This is a genomic window from Streptomyces sp. NPDC057694, assembly GCF_042799415.1.
Classification (GTDB): domain Bacteria; phylum Actinomycetota; class Actinomycetes; order Streptomycetales; family Streptomycetaceae; genus Streptomyces.
Window position 1 is genome coordinate 89,297 of record NZ_JBHVIX010000021.1, and the last position, 23,467, is coordinate 112,763.

At 71.6% G+C, this 23,467-nt stretch carries 21 protein-coding genes; 14 read left to right on the forward strand and 7 right to left on the reverse strand.

All coding sequences use genetic code 11. The annotated features are described in order from the left end of the window. Positions 1–36: 36 nt before the first annotated feature. On the reverse strand, positions 37–1,545 hold the full coding sequence (locus tag ACFVDP_RS33250) for an MFS transporter (RefSeq protein ID WP_383497903.1): 1,509 nt from the start codon (positions 1,543–1,545) through the stop codon (positions 37–39). 161 nt (positions 1,546–1,706) lie between these two features. Between ACFVDP_RS33250 and ACFVDP_RS33255 the strand changes: the two genes are divergently transcribed. The 3 genes from ACFVDP_RS33255 to ACFVDP_RS33265 all read left to right on the forward strand — a co-directional run bounded on the left by ACFVDP_RS33255 (position 1,707) and on the right by ACFVDP_RS33265 (position 5,020). Further along, entirely contained in the window at positions 1,707–2,300 is a 594-nt protein-coding gene (locus ACFVDP_RS33255; protein ID WP_383497905.1) for a TetR/AcrR family transcriptional regulator, read from the forward strand. Positions 2,301–2,433: 133 nt separating this feature from the next. Then, positions 2,434–3,666, forward strand: a complete 1,233-nt coding sequence (locus ACFVDP_RS33260) for a TerD family protein (protein WP_383498018.1) — start codon at positions 2,434–2,436, stop codon at positions 3,664–3,666. Positions 3,667–3,760: 94 nt separating this feature from the next. Then, positions 3,761–5,020 (forward strand): amidohydrolase, encoded by a 1,260-nt coding sequence (locus ACFVDP_RS33265; protein WP_383497907.1) that lies wholly within the window; start codon positions 3,761–3,763, stop codon positions 5,018–5,020. A gap of 9 nt (positions 5,021–5,029) precedes the next feature. Here ACFVDP_RS33265 and ACFVDP_RS33270 read toward each other — a convergent pair whose 3' ends face one another. The 6 genes from ACFVDP_RS33270 to ACFVDP_RS33295 all read right to left on the reverse strand — a co-directional run bounded on the left by ACFVDP_RS33270 (position 5,030) and on the right by ACFVDP_RS33295 (position 11,126). Beyond that, complete coding sequence (locus ACFVDP_RS33270; protein WP_383497909.1) at positions 5,030–6,019, reverse strand: zinc-dependent alcohol dehydrogenase family protein; 990 nt, start codon at positions 6,017–6,019, stop codon at positions 5,030–5,032. Beyond that, positions 6,016–6,849, reverse strand: coding sequence for a carbohydrate ABC transporter permease (locus ACFVDP_RS33275; protein WP_383497911.1), 834 nt, complete (start codon positions 6,847–6,849; stop codon positions 6,016–6,018). Before ACFVDP_RS33275 ends, ACFVDP_RS33270 begins: the two co-directional genes overlap by 4 nt. Beyond that, positions 6,846–7,784 carry a carbohydrate ABC transporter permease gene (locus ACFVDP_RS33280; protein WP_383497913.1) on the reverse strand — a complete coding sequence of 313 codons (939 nt, stop codon included), beginning with the start codon at positions 7,782–7,784 and terminating at the stop codon, positions 6,846–6,848. Before ACFVDP_RS33280 ends, ACFVDP_RS33275 begins: the two co-directional genes overlap by 4 nt. Then, a complete protein-coding gene (locus ACFVDP_RS33285; protein WP_383497915.1) occupies positions 7,781–9,151 on the reverse strand; it encodes an ABC transporter substrate-binding protein in 1,371 nt (456 codons plus the stop codon). Before ACFVDP_RS33285 ends, ACFVDP_RS33280 begins: the two co-directional genes overlap by 4 nt. A 105-nt stretch (positions 9,152–9,256) precedes the next feature. Further along, positions 9,257–10,018: a DeoR/GlpR family DNA-binding transcription regulator gene (locus tag ACFVDP_RS33290; protein WP_383497917.1), complete on the reverse strand. Its 762-nt coding sequence runs from the start codon at positions 10,016–10,018 to the stop codon at positions 9,257–9,259. Between the two features lie 262 nt (positions 10,019–10,280). After that, the gene (locus tag ACFVDP_RS33295; RefSeq protein WP_383497919.1) at positions 10,281–11,126 is read right to left on the reverse strand and encodes an NAD-dependent epimerase/dehydratase family protein; all 846 of its coding nucleotides are present in this window, start codon (positions 11,124–11,126) and stop codon (positions 10,281–10,283) included. Between the two features lie 210 nt (positions 11,127–11,336). Between ACFVDP_RS33295 and ACFVDP_RS33300 the strand changes: the two genes are divergently transcribed. The 11 genes from ACFVDP_RS33300 (at position 11,337) to ACFVDP_RS33350 (ending at position 23,438) form a co-directional block, all read left to right on the forward strand. Beyond that, the gene (locus ACFVDP_RS33300) at positions 11,337–12,311 is read left to right on the forward strand and encodes a 5-dehydro-4-deoxyglucarate dehydratase (RefSeq protein WP_383497921.1); all 975 of its coding nucleotides are present in this window, start codon (positions 11,337–11,339) and stop codon (positions 12,309–12,311) included. Continuing rightward, positions 12,308–13,468 (forward strand): hypothetical protein, encoded by a 1,161-nt coding sequence (locus tag ACFVDP_RS33305; protein ID WP_383497923.1) that lies wholly within the window; start codon positions 12,308–12,310, stop codon positions 13,466–13,468. The genes ACFVDP_RS33300 and ACFVDP_RS33305 overlap by 4 nt, the downstream gene beginning before the upstream one ends. Positions 13,469–13,548: 80 nt before the next feature. Beyond that, positions 13,549–14,133 (forward strand): TIGR03086 family metal-binding protein, encoded by a 585-nt coding sequence (locus ACFVDP_RS33310; protein WP_383497925.1) that lies wholly within the window; start codon positions 13,549–13,551, stop codon positions 14,131–14,133. Between the two features lie 351 nt (positions 14,134–14,484). Continuing rightward, positions 14,485–15,147 carry a GntR family transcriptional regulator gene (locus tag ACFVDP_RS33315; RefSeq protein ID WP_383497927.1) on the forward strand — a complete coding sequence of 221 codons (663 nt, stop codon included), beginning with the start codon at positions 14,485–14,487 and terminating at the stop codon, positions 15,145–15,147. Further along, positions 15,144–16,061 carry a dihydrodipicolinate synthase family protein gene (locus tag ACFVDP_RS33320; RefSeq protein ID WP_383497929.1) on the forward strand — a complete coding sequence of 306 codons (918 nt, stop codon included), beginning with the start codon at positions 15,144–15,146 and terminating at the stop codon, positions 16,059–16,061. The genes ACFVDP_RS33315 and ACFVDP_RS33320 overlap by 4 nt, the downstream gene beginning before the upstream one ends. Then, positions 16,058–17,800: an L-arabinonate dehydratase gene (araD, locus tag ACFVDP_RS33325; RefSeq protein ID WP_383497931.1), complete on the forward strand. Its 1,743-nt coding sequence runs from the start codon at positions 16,058–16,060 to the stop codon at positions 17,798–17,800. The genes ACFVDP_RS33320 and araD overlap by 4 nt, the downstream gene beginning before the upstream one ends. A gap of 131 nt (positions 17,801–17,931) precedes the next feature. Continuing rightward, positions 17,932–18,879, forward strand: coding sequence for a carbohydrate ABC transporter permease (locus tag ACFVDP_RS33330; RefSeq protein WP_383497933.1), 948 nt, complete (start codon positions 17,932–17,934; stop codon positions 18,877–18,879). After that, entirely contained in the window at positions 18,876–19,790 is a 915-nt protein-coding gene (locus tag ACFVDP_RS33335) for a carbohydrate ABC transporter permease (RefSeq protein WP_383497935.1), read from the forward strand. The genes ACFVDP_RS33330 and ACFVDP_RS33335 overlap by 4 nt, the downstream gene beginning before the upstream one ends. Continuing rightward, on the forward strand, positions 19,787–21,001 hold the full coding sequence (locus ACFVDP_RS33340; protein ID WP_383497937.1) for a Gfo/Idh/MocA family protein: 1,215 nt from the start codon (positions 19,787–19,789) through the stop codon (positions 20,999–21,001). Before ACFVDP_RS33335 ends, ACFVDP_RS33340 begins: the two co-directional genes overlap by 4 nt. Continuing rightward, on the forward strand, positions 20,998–21,849 hold the full coding sequence (locus ACFVDP_RS33345) for a PmoA family protein (RefSeq protein WP_383497939.1): 852 nt from the start codon (positions 20,998–21,000) through the stop codon (positions 21,847–21,849). Before ACFVDP_RS33340 ends, ACFVDP_RS33345 begins: the two co-directional genes overlap by 4 nt. Beyond that, entirely contained in the window at positions 21,846–23,438 is a 1,593-nt protein-coding gene (locus tag ACFVDP_RS33350; protein WP_383497941.1) for a family 43 glycosylhydrolase, read from the forward strand. The genes ACFVDP_RS33345 and ACFVDP_RS33350 overlap by 4 nt, the downstream gene beginning before the upstream one ends. Positions 23,439–23,467: the final 29 nt, after the last annotated feature.

Sequence of the window (23,467 nt, forward strand, 5' to 3'; positions counted from 1 at the left end):
GCTCGGGCCGCTCGACCCGGCTCCTCGTCCGCCGGGTCAGCCCGGTTGCCGGGCTCCCGTTGTCTGTGGCTGGTCGCGCCCCGCGGCGGAGCCGCTGTTCGGTACGGCCCCGCGCCCCTTCCGGGGCCGTAGCCCCACCACGATGACCAACAGAGCCCCCATCGCGATCAGGGCGCCCACCTCGAACGCCCGTGTCGCCCCGTGCACCAAGACCGCGTCCGCCGACCCGTGGGCGTGGCGTGTCGCTGTGCCGTACACCGTGACCAGTGCCGCCAGGCCCACCGTGCCGCCCAGCCACTGGAAGGTCTGGAGCAGGCCCGAGGCCGCGCCCGCCTCGGCCGGGGTGATGCCCGTCAGGATCGTCGCGTTCAGCGGCATGAAGCTGAGGCCGACGCCCACGCCGAGCAGCAGCATCGGGCCGAGCAGCCCGCTCGCGAAGCTGTCGGTGGCGGCGAGGCGACTCAGCCAGGCGCCGGTCGCGATCATCAGCAGGGAGCCGGTGACCAGGAGCGGCTTGGCGCCGAAACGGGCGAGCAGCCGGGGCGCGCACCGCACCGTCACGAACACCGCCGCCGTCAACGGCAGGAACGCGAATCCTGCCTTCAACGGGCTGTAGTCCAGCACCTGTTGGACGTAGAGCGTGAGGAAGTAGAAGGCGCCGAAGTTGCCGGCGGGAAGCAGCAGGATGATCGCGTAGGCGGCCGCACGGTCGCGGTCCCTGAAGAGGGCGAGCGGGGCGATGGGCTGCCGGGCGCGCGACTCGACCCAGAGGAATCCGGCGAGCAGGGCCGCCGCCGAGAAGAAGCAGGTCAGGGCGAGGGGATCGGTCCAGGAGCTGTCCGAGACGCGGATGAAGGCGTAGACGAGGAAGAACATCCCGGCCGTGCCCGTGACGGCACCCCCGGTGTCGAAGGAGTCGAACCGGCCGCTGTGGCGCGGGGTTTCGCGGACCACGCGCGGCAGGGCGAGCGCGAGTGCCACGCCGATCGGTACGTTGATCAGGAGCGACCAGCGCCAGGACGCGAGGTCGGTGAGGGCGCCGCCGAGCACCAGACCGATGGAGGCGCCGATGCCGGCCATCGAGGAGTAGACGGCGAGGGCGCGGTGGCGGGCCGGTCCGTCGGCGAAGTGCATGGTGATCAGGGCGAGGGTGCTGGGCGCGATCAGGGCGGCGCCGACGCCCTGGACGGCGCGGGCGGCCAGCAGTAACGCGCCGTCGGTGGCGAGCCCGCCGCACAGCGACGCGGCGGCGAAGACCAGGACGCCGGTGATCAGCGTCCTGCGGCGGCCGAGGATGTCGCCCGCGCGACCGGCCAGGAGGAGCAGGCCGCCGAAGGCGAGGGTGTAGGCGTTCAGGACCCAGGACAGGCCGGTGGGTGTGAAGTCGAGGGTGCGCTGGATGTCGGGCAGCGCGACGTTCACGACGGTGGAGTCCAGACCCACCATCAGGTAGGCGGTGACGATGAGGGTGAGGACCGCGCCGGGGCGCGCTACGGTGCGGTCCCGAAGGTCCGTGGATGTGGTGGCGGGCGGTGCGGAGGACATGCTCGACTCCCGTACAGGGACGGTGGGTTGAGAGGCGCGCGGGCAGCCCGGACTGCCCGCGAGATGAAGCGGGGACTGTCTCCGTTTAGCTCCGGCTAACATACGGAGACAGTCCCCGGTTGTGCAAGGGGTTCTCGAAGGCGCCCCCGGAGGAGGCAGACATGGCCCAGGTGGGAGCGGCCGGGCGACCGGCGAAGCCGAAGCGCGCGGACGCGCGCCGCAACTACGAACGGCTCCTGAAGGAAGCCGCCGCCGCGTTCGCCGAGAAGGGCCCCCAGGCCTCGCTGGACGACATCGCCAAGCGGGCCGGCGTCGGATCGGGCACGCTCTACCGGCACTTCCCGACGCGCGAGGCGCTCATGGAGGCCGTGTACGTCGACCTCTTCGAGGCGCTGGCCGAGCGGGCGAGGACGCTGGGCGCCGAGCTGCCGCCGGGGGACGCGCTCTTCGCCTGGCTCGGGGAACTCGGCGAGCAGATCGTGCAGGTGAAGGCCCTCAAATCGCTGCTCGGAGCGGTCGTCGCCGAGAGCGGGGCACCCCTCGTCATCCAGTGCGGCGAGTGCCTCAAGAGTGCGGCGGCCGAGCTGCTCGCCGCGGCGCAGGAGGCCGGCGAGATGCGCACCGACCTGACCCATCTGGAGCTGCTGCGCCTCAATCACGCCGTCGTCGAGGCGGCTCAGCTGGCCGGAGGCGACCCGGAGGGCGTGGCCCGCTATCGGCGGCTGATGCTGGAAGGCCTGCGGACATCCGCGTAGAAGGCCTGCCCGCGGCCGCGCAGGAGTGGGCCGGGCAGAGACGTGGAAGCGGGCCCGGGTAAGAGAACCGTAGAAAAGTCTTCGGTAAGGGAACGGTAAAGCGGAGCCGCTCGTTACCTGGGGCATGACCGCTATGACCCCCGGCTCGAACATCCCGCTCACGGCGCAGCGCGTGGCGGTGGACGTCTCCGCTCCCGTGCGGCTCGACGTATCGGGCCTGCTGCTCACCGCCGACGGCAAGGTGCGCTCGGACGACGACTTCATCTTCTACAACCAGCCCGCCGGCCCCGGTGTGACGTACGCGTCGGGCGGGGGCTCGGCCCCCGACTCGATCACCGTGGACACCGCGGCGGTGCCGCCCGGCATCGAGAAGATCGTCGTCACCGCGAGCCCGGACGCCGAAGGACAGACGTTCCAGGGCATCGAGCCCACGGCCACGATCCGTGACGCGGCCGACGGCTCGGTCCTCGCCACGTTCACCCCGCCGCAGCTCGGCGCCGAGACGGCGCTGGTGATCATCGAGGTGTACCTGCGCAACGGCGCGTGGAAGGCCCGCGCGGTGGGCCAGGGGTATGCGAACGGGCTGGCGGGCATCGCCACCGACTTCGGCGTCTCCGTCGAGGAGGAGCCGGCGGCTCCGGCCGCGCCCGCCCAGGCCCCGGCCGCCCCGGTGACGACGCCGCCCCCGCCGACCACGCCGCCGGTCGACCCGCGCCTCGCGCCGCCCCCGCCGCAGACCGCGGCTCCGGCGGCCCCTGCGGCGCCGCCCGCCCCCGCGCCGGGCGCCGGGAAGATCAACCTGGACAAGGGGCGCGTCTCCCTCCAGAAGAACCAGACGGTGTCCCTGGTCAAGGCCGGCCGGCCGCTGCTGAGCCAGGTCAAGATGGGCCTCGGCTGGGAGCCCGCCTACCGGGGCAAGGACATCGACCTGGACGCGTCGGTCATCGCATACGGGCCGCAGCGCAACCACATCGACAGCTGCTACTTCGGCAAGCTCTCGATCGTGAACGGCGCGATCAAGCACTCCGGCGACAACCTCACGGGCGAGGGCGGCGGTGACGACGAGGTGATCGTCGTCGACCTGGGCCGGCTCCCGCAGGAGGTCACCGGTCTGGTCTTCACGGTGAACTCGTTCTCCGGCCAGAAGTTCACCGAGGTCGCCAAGGCGTACTGCCGCCTCGTCGACGCGGCGAGCGGCGAGGAACTGGTCCGCTTCGACCTCACGAGCGCCGAGGCGCAGACCGGCGTCATGATGGCCAAGCTCATCAAGCAGTTCACCGGCGAGTGGGAGATGACCGCGATCGGCGACTTCGTGAAGTCGCGGACCGTACGCGGCATGGTGAAGCCCGCGGCGCAGGCGCTCTAGCCCGGCAGCACTGCGCCGAACAGCTGTGGCCGCCCGCGCCCCCGGGCGGCCATCGGCGTACCGTGGGCGCGTCGAGACACCAGGAGGCCTGCCCATGGCGCACGTTCAGGCGGTGACCGCGGGACTCGCGGGGATCCGGGAGGATCTGGCCGCGTTCTACCAGGACCTGCACCGGCACCCGGAGCTGTCCCTCCAGGAGACCCGCACGGCCGCTCTGCTCGCGCAGCGGCTGCGGGACGCCGGGTTCGACGAGGTCGCCGAGGGCGTCGGCACCACCGGAGTGGTGGGCGTGCTGCGCAACGGCGAGGGGCCCGTGGTCATGCTCCGCGCCGACTTCGACGCGCTGCCCGTCGAGGAGAAGACCGGCCTGCCGTACGCCAGCACGGAGCGTGCCGTGGACCACGAGGGCCGCGAGGTCCCGGTGATGCACGCCTGCGGCCACGACATGCACGCCGCCTGTCTCGTCGGCGCGGCCACCCTGTTCGCGCAGGCCCGCGACGCGTGGTCGGGGACGCTCCTCGTCGTCTTCCAGCCGGCTGAGGAACTCGTTCTCGGCGCCCAGGGAATGATCGACGACGGCCTCTTCGAGCGGTTCCCCGTCCCGGGCATCGTCCTCGGCCAGCACGTGGGACCGCTGCCCGCGGGCTTCATCGGGTACGGCACGGGCCCCGTCATGGCGGCGGCCGACTCCCTGCACGTCACCCTGCACGGCCGCGGCGGCCACGGCTCACGTCCTGAGGCGACCGTCGACCCGGTCCTGATGGCCGCGCACGTCGTCACCCGGCTCCAGGGCATCGTCGCCCGCGAGGTCTCCCCGGCCGAGCCCGCCGTCGTCACCGTCGGCCGGCTCCAGGCGGGCACGAAGGACAACATCATTCCCGACCGCGCCGAGCTCGGGATCAACATCCGCACCTACACCCCGCAGACCCGCGACCTGGTGCGCGCCGCCGTCGAGCGGATCGTGCGCGCCGAGTCGGCGGCCGGCGGCGCCGTCGCCGAGCCCGACCTGGTCTGGTCCGGCGCCGCGCCCGCCCTGGTCAGCGACCCCGACGCCACGAAGACCACGATGGCCGTGTTCGCCGAGCACTTCGGCGAGCAGCGCATCCAGACGCTTCCGCTCGTCACCGCCAGCGAGGACGTCGGGGTGTTCGGCGACTTCCTGAAGGTGCCGACCGTCTTCTGGTTCTGGGGCGGTCTCGACCCGGAGCCGACGATCGCCGCCTTCCTGGAGGGCCGTGCGGACCAGCTCCCCAGCAATCATTCGCCGTTCTTCGCGCCGCTGGTCGAGCCCACGCTCAGCACGGGCGTGGAGGCGCTGGTGCTCGCCGCCCACACCTGGCTGAGCCGCTCCTGAACCGTCCCGCTACGGCACGACGACGATCTTCCGGCCCACGCCGGACGCGAACTGGTCGAGGGCCTGCGGGTAGCTGTCCAGCGGGAGCCGGTCGCTGATGAAGACGTCCGGGTCGAGGACCCCGCCCGCGAACAGTTCGGCGGCCCGCTCGTAGCTGTGCAGCACCGCCATCGACCCGGTGATGGTGATCTCCTGGTTGTAGATGCGGTACGGGTCGATGGTCACCCGGGTCGCGTAGTCGGCGACGCCGAACTGGAGGAACGTACCGGCCTTGGAAACCCGGCCGAGGCCGTCCTGGATCGCCGCCGCGTTGCCGGTCGCGTCGATGACGACGTCCCAGCCGATCGGCCGGTCGAGCTCGTCGGGGTTCGCCGCAGAGGCGGAGACGCCGAGCCGCTGGGCCGTGGCGAGCCGGTCGGGGTTGAGGTCGACGACGTCGACGCTCGCGGCGCCGGTCCGCTTGGCGAGCTCCAGCATCATCAGGCCCATGGTCCCCGAGCCGTAGATCAGCACGTGCGCGCCGAGCCGCGAGTTCAGCACGTCGTAGCCGCGCACCGCGCAGGACAGCGGCTCGATGAGGGCCGCGTCCTGGGTGCGTACGTGGTCGGGCAGCCGGACGCAGTTGGCGACGGGAGCCAGCGCGTACTGGGCGGCGCCGCCCGCCGTGGTCACGCCGATCGCGGCCCACCGCTCGCACAGGTTGCCGCGCCCGGCCCGGCAGAAGCGGCACTCGTGACAGTGCAGGGAGGGGTCGACGGCGACCCGGTCGCCCACCCGCACCTCCGTGACGTCGCGGCCCACCTCGGCGACCGTGCCGGCGAACTCGTGGCCCGGCACCACCGGCAGCGTGGGCGCGAACTCGCCCTGGCGGATGTGCAGATCGGTGCCGCACAGCCCGCAGGCGGCGACCTCGACGACCACGTCCCGCAGTCCCGGTGTCGGGTCGGGCACCTCGCCGACGGTGACCTTGCCGACGGACTCGACGATCGCTGCCTTCATTTCACTGCTCCCAACGACAGGCCCTGGACCAGCTTGTCCTGGGCGGCGAACCCCGCGGCGAGCACCGGCAGGGAGATCACGAGCGACGCGGCGCACACCTTCGCCAGGAACAGTCCCTGGCTGGTGATGAAGCCGGTCAGGAAGACGGGCGCGGTCTGGGCGACGACCCCGGTGAGCACCCGTGCGAAGAGAAGTTCGTTCCAGCTGAAGATGAAGCAGATCAGGGCCGTCGCCGCGATGCCGGGCAGCGCGATGGGGGCCACGACCCGGGTGAGGACCGTGGGCAGCCGGGCGCCGTCGATCTGCGCGGCCTCGATCACCGCGACCGGCACCTCGGCGAGGAACGACTGCATCATCCACACCGCGATCGGCAGGTTCATCGACGTGTAGAGGATGACCAGGAGCCAGATGTTGTCGAGGAAGTCGGTGTTCTTCGCGAAGAGGTAGATCGGCAGCAGTCCGGCGACGATCGGCAGCATCTTCGTCGACAGGAAGAAGAACAGGACGTCCGTCCACTTCTTCACCGGCCGGATGGCGAGGGCGTACGCGGCCGGGAGCGCGAGGATCAGGACGAACAGGGTCGAACCGAGCGACGCCACCAGCGAGTTGATGAGGGCGGGCCACGGGCTCGCGCCGCCGCCCGCGCCGAAGAAGTCGCGGTAGCCGTCGAGGGTGAGGGCGGCGGCGAAGGACGGCGGGTTGGTCGCCGCGTTCTCCTCCGAGTGGAAGGACGTCAGGACCATCCAGGCGATCGGCAGGAAGAAGACGATGCCGAGCAGCCAGGCGACGAGACCGAGTCCCTTGCCTTTGAGGACCGTTGCGAAGTTCATCCGCGGCCCACCTCCTCGCGGAACAGCGACGACACGACGCGCAGCGCGAACGTCGCGATGATGATGGAGCCGATGACGACGAGCACGCCCGCCGCGGAGGCCAGGCCGTTCTCGTGGGCCTGGTAGAAGGTCTGGTAGACGGTGTAGGGCAGGTTCGCCGTGCCCAGGCCGCCGGAGGTGAGGGTGAACACCGCGTCGAAGTTCTGCACGATGTAGATCGAGCCGAGCAGGGCGCCGAGTTCGAGGTAGCGCCGCAGGTGGGGGAGGGTGAGGTGGCGGAAGATCTGCCAGGGGCTCGCGCCGTCCATCCGGGCCGCCTCGATCTGCTCGGCGGAGCGTGACTGGAGGCCGGCGAGCAGGATCAGCATCATGAACGGCGTCCACTGCCAGATCAGCGACATCTCCACCGCGAGCAGCGGCGTGTTCGAGATCCAGTCGGGCTGGGGGCCGCCGACGTAGTGCAGCAGGCCGTTGAACAGGCCGTACTCGGGGTTGTAGAGGACGTGCTTCCACAGCAGCGCGGCCGCCACGGGCACGACGAGGAACGGCGCGATCAGCAGCGTACGGACGATGCCGCGGCCCTTGAACTTCCGGTCCAGGAGCAGGGCGAGCGCCAGCCCGGCGACCAGGCTCACCACCACGACGGTGACCGTCAGCAGGATCGTCGTCAGGACCGACTTGCGAAGGTCGGGATCGGTGAGCACCTCGGAGTAGTTGGCGAAGCCGGTGAAGTGGCGGGCGTCGGGGTAAAGGGCGTTCCAGTCGAAGAGCGAGATCACCAGCGTTGCCACGAAGGGCAGTTGGGTGACGACGATCATGAAGACCAGGGCGGGCAGGAGCGGCGCTCTCGTGGCCCAGGCGCGCAGCCTTTGGGGCGGGCGTCGGCTCGCGGGCGTCTGCGGGGCGGCCACGGGGGCCGAGGTCACGGTCGTCATCGGCCCTCGTACTCCTTCGCGATCTCGGAGGCGAGTTTCTGGGACTTCTTCAGGGCCGAGTCGACGGACTGGCGCCCGGCGACGGCCGCGCTGATCTCCTGCGAGACCTTGGTGCCGAGGTCGGTGAACTCGGGGATGCCGACGAACTGGATGCCCGGCGCGGGCCGCGGCTGTACGCCCGGGTCACGCGGTTTGGCGCCCTCGATGGCGGCGCGGGTCTGGTCCTGGAAGGCGGCGGCCTCGTCGCGGTACTGCGGGATGTCGTACGTGGAGGCGCGCTTGCCCGCGGGGACGTTGGCCCAGCCGAACTTCTCGCCGACGAGCTTCTCGTACTCCTTGCCGGACGCCCAGGAGATGAACTTCCAGGCCTTGTCGGGGTTGTGGGACGCCTTCTGAAGGCCCCACGCCCACGTGTACAGCCAGCCGCTGGACTTCGTCTTCACGGTGGGCGCGGCGACGTACCCGATCTTGCCCTTGACCGGCGACTTCGCCGATTCCAGGGACCCGGCGGCGGACGTGGCGTCGTACCACATGGCCGTCTTGCCCTGGGTGAGGTTGTTGAGGCACTCGGCGAACCCGGACTGCGCGGCGCCCGACTCGCCGTGCTTGCGTACGAGGTCGACGTAGAACTGCGTCGCTTCCTTGAAGCCCTTGTCGTCGAGGCGCGCCGTCCAGTCCTTGTCGAACCAGGTGCCGCCGAAGGTGTTCACCACCGTCGTCAGCGGCGCCATCAGCTCGCCCCAGCCGGGCAGGCCGCGCAGACAGATGCCGCGCATGTCCTTCTCGGCGCCGTCGGCCTTCGCCGCGAGGTCCGCGACTTGGCTCCAGGTCGGGTGCGCGGGCATCTTCAGGCCCTTCTTCGCGAAGACGTCCTTGCGGTACATCAGGAAGGACGACTCGCCGTAGAAGGGCTCCCCGTAGAGCTTGCCGTCGTCGCCGGTCAGCGACTGGCGCATGGGCGCGAGGATGTCCTGCTGGTCGAAGCCCTTGTCCTTCTTCACGTACGGGCCCAGTTCGTGCAGCCAGCCGTTGCGGGCGTAGATCGGGATCTCGTAGTTGGAGAGCGTCGCCACGTCGTACTGGCCCGCCTGGTTGGCGAAGTCCTGGCTGATCTTGTCGCGGACGTCGTTCTCCGGCAGGACCGTGAAGTTCACCTTGATCCCGGTCTCGCGGGTGAAGTACTTCGCGGTGAGTTTCTGCAATTCGGTCATCTGCGGGTTGTTCACCATCAGGACGTTGATGGAGTCGCCGCCCCCGAGTCCGCCCGCACCGGCCCAGCAGCCGGACAGCAGAGGGGTGAGCAGCGTCCCTGCGGCGGCCGTCGCGAGCAGGGCGCCCGGCGGCCTCCGTCGGCTCTGGGTTCGCATGGATGCTCCTGGACTTCTGTCGCGTATAAGGATGAAACGCTTCGCTGACGGGTGTGCGGGTCCGACTCCCGCGCATCGCACGGCAGTTGACGGTTCGTCCGGCGGTCAGGCGCGGATGACCTGCGGTCCCATCAGCGAGTAGCGGTGTGCTTCGGACACGGGCAGGTGGGTGCTCGTCACGATCGTCTCCAGGGCGCCCACGGGCGCGAACCGGCAGAAGCTGACCGCGCCGAACTTGGTGTGCACGCCCGCGAAGACCGTGCGCCGTGCCGCCCGGATCGCCTGCGCCTTGACCTCGCTGACCGCCGGGTCGGGGGTGGTCAGGCCGTGGTCGCGGCTGATGCCGTTGGCGCCGATGTAGGCGAGGTCGATGACGAAGCCGGCGAGCATCTTCGTCGTCCAGTGGTCCACGGTGGCCAGCGTGCCCGCGCGGACCCGCCCGCCGAGCAGCAGGACGGAGGTGTTCGGTGCCTCGGCCAGTGCGCCCGCCGTGGCCAGGGACGCCGTGACGACCGTGAGTGGCCGGTCGTGCGGCAGCGCCTCCGCGATGAGCTGCGGGGTGAACCCCTCGTCGACGAAGACCGTCTCCGCGTCGCCGAGCAGGTCGGCGGCGGCCGTCGCGATCCGCCGCTTCTCCGGTACGTGCATGGTGGTGCGGAACGCGAGCGTCGTCTCGAACCCGGCGCTCTCCACCGGGTACGCCCCGCCGTGCGTGCGCCGGACCAGACCGTGGTCCTCCAGCGCGCGCAGATCGCGGCGGACCGTCTCCTTGGCGACGCCCAGTTCGGCCGCGAGCTCGGTCACGTCGACGCTGCCGGTGCGGCGTGCCGCGCGTACGATCTCCCGCTGCCGTTCCTCGGCGCTCATGTCGCCCCTCCGTGCCCGTGGTGCCGTGGTGCCCGTTCGGGCCCGGTGGGGCCCGCTCCGGAATTTCTACCGGCGCGGAGGGGTGGTGACCAGGTCTGTTGCGGAAGCGATACTGCCCGTTTCTGTCTGTTTCGGGGCGTGGCTGCCCGGCTCGGACCAGGGCGGGAGCCCGGGATCATGTGGGTTCGGGCGGGGTGGATGCCCGTTCAGGGGGCCGGACCGGCCCGGATGGTGACCGGATGGGGCGCGGGCGGCGCTCGGGTCAGTACGGCCAGATCGGCGGGTCGTTGATGAAACGCCCGCCCATGTACCGGTGTGCCGGGTTCTCGTCGGAGAGCGGGCCGAACTCCGCCAGCAGCTTCTCCGCGTACACCTCGGAGTCGTCCTGCGGCTCGTAGCCGAGGGCGCGGGCGCTCGAAAGGTCCCACCAGACGCGGGTGTTGGCGGAGGAGCCGTAGACGACCGTGTGGCCGACGCCCGGCGCGGACAGGCCCGCGTGGAAGAGGCGGGCGCCGTCGGCGGGGCTCATCCAGACCGACATCATGCGGACGTCGGTGGGCTCCCTGAAGCAGGACCCGATCCGGACCGACACCGTCTCGATGCCGTGCTCGTCCCAGTAGTACTGGGCCAGGTCCTCGCCGAACGACTTGGACAGGCCGTAGAAGGTGTCGGGGCGGCGGAGCGTCGAGACCGGGACGACCGGTTCGCCGTCCTCGGTGCGCGGGCGCGCGGTGTAGCCGATCGCGTGGTTGGACGAGGCGAAGACGACCCGGGGGGCCGTGCCGTCGGCGCGGGAGGCGCCCTCCGCGCGGACCGCCTCGTAGAGCCGCTGGGTGCCCTTGATGTTCGACTCGACGATTTTGTCGAAGGTCGACTCCAGGGAGATGCCCGCCAGATGCAGGACGCCGTCGACGCCACGGACCGCCTCGCGCAGCGCCTCCGCGTCGTTCAGGTCCGCGACGATCGCGTCCGGCGCGTCCGGCACGGGGCGGACGTCGAACAGGCGCAGGGTGTACCCGTGCTGCGGCAGCAACTCACGCATCAGGGTGCCGAGTCCGCCGGCGGCGCCGGTCAGCAGGATCGTGCGGGGCGCGGAGGGGACTGACATGTGCGTGATCTCCATGTCCATGCGTGAGCGGCATTCACATTCGTGGACACGCTAAGGAGGCGGTCCGGCTCCGTCAAGAGTCTGCCGCAGGTCCGCCCAGTTCGGGCGCTTGACCGCCTGCTTTGGGGCGGCTTACGGTGAGTGCGTTCAGAAATATAGACGCGGATCAGAAACATGCACATGTGTGCGTGCAACGCTCAGGGAGAGCCCGTGACGTCAGCCGCCCTCGCCGTTCGACTCGGTGTCCCGAGTGGCCCGCTCTTCTTCCCGGTCACCCCGTACGGGCCGGACGGCGCCGTCGACCTCGACATGTACCGCACCCATGTGCGGCGCGGCGTCGAGGCCGGGGCCGCCGCCGTCTTCGCCTGCTGCGGCACCGGGGAGTTCCACGCGCTGGCCCCCGAGGAGTTCGAGGCGTGCGTGGCCGCCGCGGTCGAGGCGACGGACGGCCGGGTGCCGGTGGTCGCGGGCGCCGGATACGGCACCGCGCTCGCCGTCCGCTACGCGCGCGCGGCCGAACGGGCGGGCGCGGACGGCCTGTTGGCGATGCCGCCCTATCTCGTCGTCGCCGGGCAGGAGGGCCTGCTGCGGCACTACACCGAACTGGCCGACGCGACCTCCCTCGATGTCATCGTGTACCAGCGCGACAACGCCGTGTTCACCCCGGAGACCGTCGTCGCGCTCGCCCGCCACCCGAAGGTGATCGGGCTCAAGGACGGGCTCGGCGACCTCGACCTGATGCAGCGGACCGTGAGCGCGGTACGCGCCGCGGGCGTGCGCGACGACTTCCTCTACTTCAACGGACTGCCGACCGCCGAACTCACCATGCTCGCCTACCGGGGCATCGGCATCACGCTCTACTCCTCCGCCGTGTTCTGCTTCGCGCCCGAGATCGCGCAGGCCTTCCACACGGCGGTGAACACCGGCGACGACACGACCGTGAACGCGCTGCTCGACGGCTTCTACCGGCCGCTCGTCGAACTGCGCAACCAGGGCCGGGGCTACGCGGTCGCGCTGGTGAAGGCCGGGGTACGGTTGCGCGGGCTCGACGTCGGCGAGGTCCGCCCGCCGCTGCACGAGCCGACCGAGGACCATGTCAAGCAGCTCGCCGAACTCATCGAGCGGGCGGCCGAGTTGCTGGAGTCCGCACGTCCGGCATCCGCGAGTGAGGAGCAGGGCGCGTGAAGACCTCCGCCTTCGTCTATCCCTGGGACGTCGTCGGCGACCCCGAAGCCGCCCGCCGCATCGCCGGCCTCGGCGTCCAGCAGGTCACCCTCGCCGCCGCCTACCACTCCACCCGGGCCCTCACCCCGCGCCATCCCCGCCACCGCGTCGTCACCGCCGAACATGCCTCCGTCCTCTACCCGGTCGACGAACAGCGCTGGGCGGGAGCTGAGTTGAGGCCGTACGCCGCGGGGGACTGGGCTCCGGGCGACGCCTACGGCGAAGCCGCGGCGGCCCTCGCCGACGCCGGTCTGGAGGTGCACACCTGGGTCGTCCTCGCCCACAACTCCCGCCTGGGCGCCGAACATCCGGACACCTCGGTCGTCAACGCGTACGGCGACCGCTACCCGTGGGCCCCCTGCATCGCCCAGCCCGCCACCCGCGCCTACCTCGTCGCCCTCGCCGCCGAGGCCGCGACCCGGCCCGGCGCGCGCGGCACCGAACTCGAGTCGCTCGGCTGGTACGGCCTCGCGCATCTGCACGCCCACGACAAGACGGGCGGCGTCGGCCTCGGGGAGGCGGCGCAGTACCTGATGTCACTCTGCTTCTGCTTTTCGTGCCAGGCCGGATACGTCGAACACGGTCTGGATGCGGATGAGTTGAGCGCTGCCGTGCGGGCCGCGCTGGAACCCGTATGGCGGGGCGAGGCCGTCGACGACGGCTGGGGGAGCGTCGAGAAGCTGCTCGGGGCCGAGACGGCCGGCGCCACCCGCGCCTACCGCGACGCCACCGCCCGCGGCCTCCAGGAAGCCGCCGTCGCGGCGGTACGGGAAGCGGCCCCCGCCGGCTTCCAGGTGCTGCTGCACGCCGACCCGGTCTCCTACCACTGCGGAGCCAACGCCGGCGTGGACCCCGCGCACATCCTCTCCGTCGCCGACGGGGTGGTCGTGCCGTGCACGGGCGGCGCCGGGCTGCTGCCCCCCTTCGCCGCGCAGGGCAGGGGAGTGGTCGCCGCGAACCTCACCGTCGTCCGGGGCATGGGCGGCAGCCCCGGCACCCTTGCCGCCGACGCGCGGGCCGCGCGCGACCTGGGCGCCAGCGAGCTGCGGCTGTACCACGCGGGGCTGGCGTCGGACGCGGACCTCACCCTCGTCACGGAGGCGCTCGCCGGGCTCTGAGCCGGGACCGATGAGTTCCGGGCCGCGGTGGGGTCTGTACCGGTGAACACCGGACATCACGCCTCACCGGAAGGGTCACCATGAGTGACACGACAGTGGACCTCAGCCCCCAGGCCCGGATCGTCACCCGGCTCGCCCACGGGGTCCGCGAGGACCAGCTCGACCTGCCGACACCCTGTCCCGACTACGCGGTACGCCATCTCGTCGGCCACATCGTCGGCCTGGCCGACGGCCTGCGCGCGACGGCCCGCAAGGAGCGCGCGGACGGCGACGCGGCGCAGCCCGGCAGCACGCTGCCCGACCTCGACCCGGACTGGCGAGCCGCCCTGCCCAAGGCGCTCGACGAGCTGGCCGAGGCCTGGCGGGACCCCGCCGCCTGGGACGGCACGACCCACGCGGGCGGCCTCGACCTGCCCGGCGCCGTCGCCGGACTCGTCACCGCCGACGAACTGGTCGTGCACGGCTGGGACCTGGCCCGCGCCACCGGCCAGGAGTACACCCCGGACGAGGCGGCCCTCGGCGCGGCCCACGCGCTGCTCGCCCCCGCCGCGGACGACAGCGAACGCGGCGGCCTGTTCGGACCGGTCGTCGCGGTGCCCGAGGGCGCCTCGCTCACCGACCGGGTCATCGGCCTCAGCGGCCGCGATCCCGGCTGGCGACCCTAGGGCGTGTGTCGAAAGTCCTGGCTGCCCCGCGGCGTCTGGCACGCACGCTCGCGGCGTTGCCGAAACGCCCTAATAGCTCCGCTATGAGGACGCTCCGGCGCCTTGCGATCGCACGCACCAGACGCCGCGGGGCCCGCCCTCCGGGCGAACGCCAGGACTTTCGACACACGCCCTAGGCCGCGTTCCGGCGAGACCCGCCACCATCACCGCCCTCCGCCCCAACTCATCTGAGTTGGGGCGGACTTCTTTTGCCGGAAGCGTTGACGAAACAAGTTCGTGCTTCTAGCTTCAACGCGTCGTACTTCGTACGTCATATATGAGACGCGATACGTGATACACCGAGAGGCGCGCATGACCTCTGTGCCCATCCCGATCCCCTCCCGCACCCAGTTCGTCCTGGAAGAGATCAAGCGCCGTATCCTGACCGGCCAGTTGAGACCCGGACAGGCCCTGGTCGAGACCGACCTGGCCGCGCAGTTCGGGGTCTCCAAGACGCCGGTGCGCGAGGCGCTCAAGACGCTCGCCGGGACCGGGCTCGTCGTGATGAACCAGTACAAGGGCGTCACGGTGCGCATGGTGGACGCGGACATGGCCCGCGAGGTCTACGACGTGCGCCTGCTCCTCGAACCGGAGGCCCTGCGCCGCACCGTGCGGCGCAAGGCGTCCCTCGACGACGCCCGCGACGCCCTGCGGGCCGCCGACACCGCGGCCGACACCGCCCAACGGTCGCTGGCCAACCGGGAGTTCCACCGCGCCCTCTACGTCCCCTGCGGCAACCCGCTGCTCGGCAAGATGCTCGACGAGGTGCGCGACCAGGCCGCGCTGGTCTCCGCGGTGGCCTGGGCCGCCGACCCGTCCTGGGAGCGGGAGGCCGCCGAGCACCGGGAGATCCTGGAGCTCGCGCTGGCCGGTGACGCACAGGGCGCCTCGCGCGCACTGCGGGACCACATCGCGTCGTTCGTGCAGCGGGCCTTCCCCGAGGCCGGCGAAGAAGAGGGTGAGCAGCACTCATGACAGCGCCGAAGGCTTCGTTCGAGATTCAGCGGGCCGCGCTCGCCGACGTCGTGGCGATCCCGGTGACACCGTTCGCCACAGACGGATCCGTGGACGAGACGGTCCTGCGGACCCTGCTGCGACGGCTGCTCGACGGCGGCGTGCGCATCCTCACGCCGAACGGCAACACGGGCGAGTTCTACGCCCTGACCGCCGCCGAGCGTCGCCTGGTCACCGAGGTGACCCTGGACGAGGCGGGCACCTCGGCCACCGTCCTGGCCGGCGTCGGCCACGACGTGCCGACCGCGATCGAGACCGCCCGGCACGCCCAGGAGCACGGCGCCGCCATGGTGATGGTGCACCAGCCGGTGCACCCGTACATCTCCGAGGCCGGCTGGGTCGACTACCACCGGGCCATCGCCGAGGCGGTGCCCGGGCTCGGCGTCGTCCCCTACATCAAGAACGCCACGCTGCCGGGTGCCCGGCTCGCCGAACTCGGCGCGGCCTGTCCGAACGTGATCGGCGTCAAGTACGCCGTCCCGGACGCCGCCCGCTTCGCCGCCTTCGCCCGCGACGCCGGCCTGGACCGCTTCGTCTGGGTGGCCGGGCTCGCCGAGCCGTACGCCCCCTCCTACTTCTCGGCCGGCGCCACCGGCTTCACCTCCGGTCTGGTGAACGTCGCCCCGAGCGTCTCGCTGTCCATGATCGAAGCGCTTCGATCCGGCGACTACCCGGCCGCCATGAAGGTCTGGGAGCAGATCCGCCGCTTCGAGGAGCTGCGCGCCGCCGACTCCTCCGCCAACAACGTCTCCGTCGTCAAGGAGGCCCTCGCCTCGCTCGGCCTGTGCCGCCGCGAAGTGCGGCCGCCCAGCGCGGAGTTGCCTCAGGCGGAGCGCGCCGAGGTCGCGGAGATCGCGGCGGGGTGGTCGATATGACCGGCCCGAGCCGCGCACGGCTGACCCCGGAACAGCTCCGCTCCCACCAGTGGTACGGCACCGAGGGCGCCCTGCGCACCTGGTCGCACAACGCCCGGATGCGCCAGCTCGGTTACGAGTCCGAGGAGTACCGGGGCCGCCCGGTCATCGCCGTCCTCAACACCTGGTCCGACATCAACCCCTGCCACGTCCATCTGCGCGAGCGCGCCGAGGCGGTCAAGCGGGGCGTGTGGCAGGCGGGCGGCTTTCCCCTGGAGTTCCCCGTCTCCACGCTCTCGGAGACGTACCAGAAGCCGACCCCGATGCTCTACCGCAACCTCCTCGCCATGGAGACGGAGGAGCTGCTGCGCTCCTACCCGATCGACGCGGCGGTGCTGCTCGGCGGCTGTGACAAGTCGACGCCCGCGCTGATCATGGGTGCCACGTCCGCCGACGTCCCGGCCCTCTTCGTGCCCGCCGGGCCGATGCTGCCGGGCCACTGGCGTGGCGAGACGCTCGGCTCCGGCACCGACATGTGGAAGTACTGGGACGAGCACCGCGCGGGCAACCTCACCGACTGCGAACTGCGCGAGTTGCAGGGCGGGTTGGCGAGATCGCCGGGCCACTGCATGACCATGGGGACCGCGTCCACCATGACCGCCGCGGCCGAGGCCCTCGGCATGACACTGCCCGGCGCGTCCTCCATCCCTGCCGTCGACTCCGCGCACGAGCGGATGGCCGCCGCCTCCGGGCGCCGCGCCGTCGAGCTGGCGTGGACCGCGCTCAGGCCGTCCGAGATCCTCACCGGCGAGGCCTTCGACGACGCCGTCACCACGGTGCTCGGCCTCGGCGGCTCCACCAACGCCGTCATCCACCTGATCGCGATGGCCGGCCGCGCCGGGATCGCGCTCACCCTCGACGACTTCGACCGCATCGCCCGCACCGTGCCCGTCCTGGCCAACGTGCGGCCCGGCGGACAGACCTACCTCATGGAGGACTTCTACTTCGCCGGCGGACTGCCCGCCTTCCTCTCCCGGATCACCGATCTGCTGCACCTCGAACGGCCCACGGTGAACGGCACGTTGGCCGACCAGCTCGACGGCGCCGTCGTCCACGACGACGACGTCATCCGCACCCGGGACAACCCGGTCGCGGCCGAGGGCGGCGTCGCCGTCCTGCGCGGCAACCTCTGTCCCGACGGCGCCGTCATCAAGCACATCGCCGCCGAACCGCACCTGCTCAAGCACACCGGCCCCGCCGTCGTCTTCGACGACTACAAGACCATGCAGCGCACCATCGACGACGCGGAGCTGGGCATCACCGCGGACAGCGTCCTGGTGCTGCGCAACTCCGGCCCCAAGGGCGGGCCCGGCATGCCCGAGTACGGCATGCTGCCCATCCCCGACCACCTGCTCAAGCAGGGAGTACGGGACATGGTGCGGATCTCCGACGCCCGGATGAGCGGCACCAGCTACGGGGCGTGCGTCCTGCACGTGGCCCCCGAGTCCTACATCGGCGGCCCGCTCGCGCTCGTCCGCACCGGCGACAGCATCACCCTCGACGTGGCCGCCCGGAGCCTTCGACTCAACGTAGAAGAAGACGAGTTGGCGTCCCGCCGGGCCGAGTGGAGCGCGCCGCCCGAGCGGTACGAGCGCGGCTACGGCGCGCTCTACAACGAGCAGATCACGCAGGCCGACACCGGCTGCGACTTCGCCTTCCTGGCCCGGCCGGGCCAGGTGCCGGATCCCTACGCGGGCTGAGCCCGCCGCCGTGCGGGGCCCCGGCCCCACATGATCGACATCTCGAACAGCGTCTGTAAAGCGCTTTCTGCCCAGGTGGGTGAAGCGCTTCACCAGTACCGACCTGAGCCACTGAGAACGGAGTTCCCGTCATGGCCCAAGCCGCAGCCGTGGCCAAAGCCCCGCCGGCCGGACCACCGGCCCGGCGCCGCCGCCGCACGTCCGCCACCCCGCGCAGGCTGCCGTATCTGCTGATCGCGCCCGCCGGTCTGCTGATGCTGGGCTTCATCGCGTACCCCGTCATCAGCGTCTTCTACTACAGCCTGCAGAACTACAACCCCACCAAGCCGTGGCGGAACGGCTTCGCGGGCTTCGACAACTTCGTCACCGCCTTCACCAGCGACCCCGACTTCTGGAGCACGCTGGGCTTCAGCCTCCAGTGGGTCGTGGTGCAGGTCGTCCTGCAACTCCTGCTCGGTCTCGGGCTCGCGCTCGTCGTGAACCAGACGTTCGTCGGCCGCGGTCTCGCCCGCGCGATGGTGTTCTCGCCGTGGGCCGTCTCCGGCGTGCTCACGTCGTCGATCTGGATGCTGCTCTACAACTCCCAGACGGGCATCACCCGTTACCTCGCCGACGCGGGCATCGGCAGTTACGGGACCTCGTGGCTGTCCGACACCGCGACCGTCTTCCCGGCCGTCGTCACCGCCGAACTCTGGCGCGGCGTACCGTTCTTCGCGATCCTCATCCTCGCCGACCTCCAGTCCGTCTCCAAGGACCTGTACGAGGCCGCCGAGGTCGACGGCGCGAGCCGCATGCGGCAGTTCTTCCACATCACGCTGCCGCACCTGAAGGACGCCATCATCCTGTCCACGCTGCTGCGCGCGGTGTGGGAGTTCAACAACGTCGACCTGCTCTACACCCTCACCGGCGGCGGCCCCGCGGGAGAGACGACGACGCTGCCGCTGCGGATCGCCTCCATCGCCGTCGACAGCCACGACTTCGGCTACGCGTCCGCGCTGACCTCCATCGCCTTCGTGATCCTCCTGTTCTGCTCGATGATCTATCTCCGCCTGAGCAAGTTCGGGGGCGACGACAAGTGACCGTCAAGGAAGCCCAGTTGACCGCCACCACGACCGCCCCCGTGCGCCCGGCGCCGGGCAGGCGCCGCCCGGAGATCAAGCCGTCCAAGAAGGGGGCGTCCTGGGAGGACGTGCCGCGCTGGCAGATCTACGTGCCGCTCGGCGTGTACCTGCTCTTCACGCTCGTCCCGTTCTACTGGATGCTGCTCTTCGCGTTCCGGCCCACCGGCTCGACCTCGCTCGTGCCGTGGCCGCTCACCTTCGAGCACTTCGACAAGGTCTGGAACGAGCGGGCGTTCGCCACCTTCTTCCAGAACAGCCTGCTCGTCGGCGTCGCCTCGATGTTCATGACGACCGTCGTCGCCCTGGCCGGCGGCTATGCGCTCGCCCGCTTCAACTTCAAGGTCAAAAAAGCCTTCATGCTGGCGCTGCTCTGCTCGCAGTTCATCCCGGGCGCGCTGATGCTCGTACCGCTCTTCGAGATCTTCGCCAACCTGAAGATGATCAACTCGCTGGGCAGCGTCATCATCGCCGAGACCGTCTTCCAGCTGCCGCTGACGATGATCCTGATCAGCGGCTTCATCCGGAACGTGCCGCCCTCCTTGGAGGAGGCCGCCTGGGTCGACGGCTGCGGACGCTTCCGCGCCTTCTGCGCCGTCGTCCTGCCGCTGCTGCGGCCGGGGCTGATCGCCGTGGGCTCCTTCGCCTTCGTGCACAGCTGGAACCACTTCCTGTTCGCCCTGATGTTCCTCTCGGACCAGAGCAAGCAGACGATCCCGGTCGGCCTCGCCACCCTCATGGGCGCCGACTCCGTCGACCTCGGCGCGCTCGCCGCCGGCGGTGTCGTGGCCGCCCTGCCCGTCGTGATCGTCTTCGCCTTCATCCAGAAGTGGCTCGTCACGGGCTTCAGCGCCGGGGCGGTGAAGGGATGACCACCGAGATTCCGGTTCCCGTCGTTCTCGCGGGTGCCCGCGGACACGGCCGCTGGCACCTGGACAACATCCGGCGGCTGGCCGACGCGGGCCTCGTCACCCTTGCCGGAGTCTGCGAACTGCAACCGCTCCCGGACTCCGAGCTGGCCGGTCTCGGAGGTGTGGCCCAATCCCCGGACCTCGGCGACCTCCTGGACCGCACCGGCGCCCGCGTCGCGGTCGTCTGCACCCCGATCCCCACCCACACCGATCTCGCGCTGACCGCCGCCGCACGGGGCGTGCACCTGCTCCTGGAGAAGCCGCCCGCGCCGTCGTACGCGGAGTACGAGCGGATGGCCGCCGGGGTCGCCGAAGCCGGTGTCGCCTGCCAGATCGGCTTCCAGTCGCTGGGCTCGCACGCCGTGTCCCATGTACGGGATCTCGTACGGGACGGCCTCATCGGCGAACCCCTCGGCATCGGCGCCGCCGGCGCCTGGGCCCGCGACGAGGCCTACTTCCGGCGCGCGTCCTGGTCCGGGCGGCGCAGGCTGCCGGACGGCAACGGCGGCTCCGTCGACGTGGTCGACGGCGTCCTCACCAACCCCCTCGCCCACGCCGTCGCCACCGGCCTCGCCCTCGACGGCGCGACCGGCGCCGACGACCTGACCGCCGTCCGCACCGAACTGTTCCGCGCGAACGCCATCGAGGCCGACGACACCTCGTACGTCTCGATCACGACCCGCACCGGCTCGCGCGTCACCGTCGCCGCGACCCTGTGCGCCGAGCGGCCCGACGAGCCCTATGTCGTCGTGCACGGCAGCCACGGCCGGATCACCTTCTGGTACAAGCAGGACCGCGTCCTCGTCCAGCGCGCCGGACACGGCCCGCAGGAGACCACGCACGCCCGCACGGACCTCCTGGAGAACCTGGTCGCCCACCTCACCGACCCGGCCGGGGCCACCGAACTCCTCGTCACCCCCGCCGCGACCGGCGCCTTCATGCGGGTCGTCGAGGCGATCCGCCGCGCGCCCGACCCCCGCCCGCTGCCCGCGTCGGCCTGGCACACGGTGCCCGGCGGCGGGGGCGACGGCACCGTCCGCCGGGTCGTGCCCGGCATCGACGGGCTCGTCGCCGCCAGCGCCGACACCCTCACCGGCTTCGCCGGGCTCGGCGCCGACTGGGCCCGGCGGGAGACCGGCCCGGCCCGCACGGAACAGGAGGCCGCCCGATGAACCGGCTCGCCGCCGCACCCCTGACCCTGCACTGCGCGGGCCGCCCCGTCGCCCGCTACGAGGTGCGCGCCGACCTCGGCCGACGGCGCTCCCCGCGCCCGTTCCTGCACCCCGTGACCACCCTCGCCGGCATCCCCGTCACCGAGTGCGGGCCCGCCGACCATCCGCACCACCTGGGCGTCGGCGTCGCCGTGCCGGACGTCGACGGGCACAACTTCTGGGGCGGCCGCACCTACGTGCGCGACCAGGGCCCGACCGAACTCGACAACCACGGCGAGCAGCGGCACCGCGAGTTCAAGCTGTGCGACCCGGACGGGTGCGTCGAGGACCTGGACTGGATCGCGGACACGCGCGTCCTGCTGCGCGAGCGCCGCACCGTCGCCGTGACCCGGCTCGCCGACGACGCCTGGGCGCTCGACCTCACCTTCGCGCTCACCAACCCGGGCCGCGAACCGGTCACCGTCGGCAGCCCCGCCACCAACGGCCGCCCCGGCGCCGCCTACGGAGGCTTCTTCTGGCGGGCGCCCAAGGAGAGCGCCGCCCCGTCCGTGCGCACCGCCGACGCCGAGGGCGAGGACGCCGTGCACGGCCGCCCCGCCGACTGGCTCGCCCTGACCGGCGACGGCTGGACGCTGGTCTTCGCCGGGGCCACCGCCGAGACCCGGCGCGACCCGTGGTTCGTGCGCACCGCCGAGTACCCCGGCGTCGGCTCCTCGCTCGCCGCACGCGAGCGCCTCGCGATCGCCCCCGGCGACACCGCCGTACGCCGCGTCGTCACGGTCGTCGCCGACGGCCGCCTCGACCGCGAACGCGTCACCGCCCTGGTCAGAAAGGCGGTCTCCGCATGAGCCCGCCGGCCCGCACCGGCGACCTGGGCGACGGCACGTACCGCAACCCGGTCCTCGCCGCCGACTGGTCCGACCCCGACGTGTGCCGCGTCGGCGACGACTTCTACCTCACCGCGTCCAGCTTCGGCCGCGCCCCGGGACTGCCCCTCCTGCACTCCCGCGACCTCGTCAACTGGACCCTGATCGGACACGCCCTCGACCGCCTCGAACCCACCGAGGCGTTCACGGCTCCGCGCCACGACTGCGGCGTGTGGGCGCCCTCGATCCGGTACCACGACGACCGCTTCTGGATCTTCTGGGGCGACCCCGACCACGGCATCCACCAGATCAACGCGCCGTCCATCAGGGGCCCTTGGAGCCGGCCCCACCTGCTGAAGGCGGGCAAGGGCCTGATCGACGCCTGCCCGCTGTGGGACGAGGAGAGCGGCGAGGCGTTCCTCGTGCACGCCTACGCCAGGTCGCGGGCCGGCATCAAGAACCGGCTCACCGGCCACCGGATGAGCGCGGACGCCACCGAACTCCTCGACGAGGGAACCCTGTTGATCGACGGGGACCGCCTCCCCGGCTGGTTCACCGTCGAGGGCCCCAAGCTGTACCGGCGCGACGGCTGGTACTGGATCCTCGCCCCGGCCGGAAGCGTGGAGACGGGCTGGCAGGGCGCCTTCCGCTCCCGCTCGTTCTTCGGCCCGTACGAGGAACGCGTGATCCTCGAACAGGGCGCCACCGACGTCAACGGCCCCCACCAGGGCGGCTGGGTGGACACGCCCACGGGCGAGGACTGGTTCCTGCACTTCCAGCAGCGCGGAGCGTACGGGCGGGTGGTGCATCTCCAGCCGATGCGCCGGGACGCGGACGGCTGGCCGGTGCTCGGCGCCGAGAACGCGCCCGGCGTTCCCGTGCGGGTCCACGCCAAGCCGGACCTGCCCGCGCAACCGGTCACGGCGCCCGCCACCGACGACGACTTCCCCGGCGGCCGGTTCGGCCGGCAGTGGCAGTGGACCGCCAACCCGCGCGACGGCCTCGCGACCGCGCACGGCGGCGACGGGCTGCGCCTGACCTGCGTACGCTCCGCCGACGGCGTCCGCGACCTGCGCCGCGTCCCGCACGTCCTCACCCAGCGCCTGCCCCTGACCCCCTCCCGCGTCGAGGTGGACCTCCGCCTCGACGGCTCAACTCCCGGCGCACGCGCGGGACTCGTGGTGCTCGGCGACGCCTACTCCTGGATCGGCCTGGAGCGCGCCGCCGACGGCACGGCCCGCGTCGTGCACCGGTTCGCCGAGGGCCCGACCGCCGACACCGAGCGCGACGCCGCCCACCCGCGCCCGGCACCGGACGGCACGGCGCGGCTGCGCATCGACATCTCCGACGGGGCGCGCTGCCGCTTCCTCGTCGACACCGGCGACGGATTCCGGCCCTCGGGCCAGATGTTCGCCGCACTGCCGTGGCGCTGGGTCGGAGCACTGCTCGGCCTGTTCGCCGCGGCCCCGGACGGGGCGGTCCCCGGCGGTACGGGACCCGCCGGGACCGCCCTCTTCACCCGCTTCCGCATCACCGAACCCACCCCACAGGCATCTGCCCCACCCCTCTGATCCCTCTGATCCCTCTGATCCCTCTGACC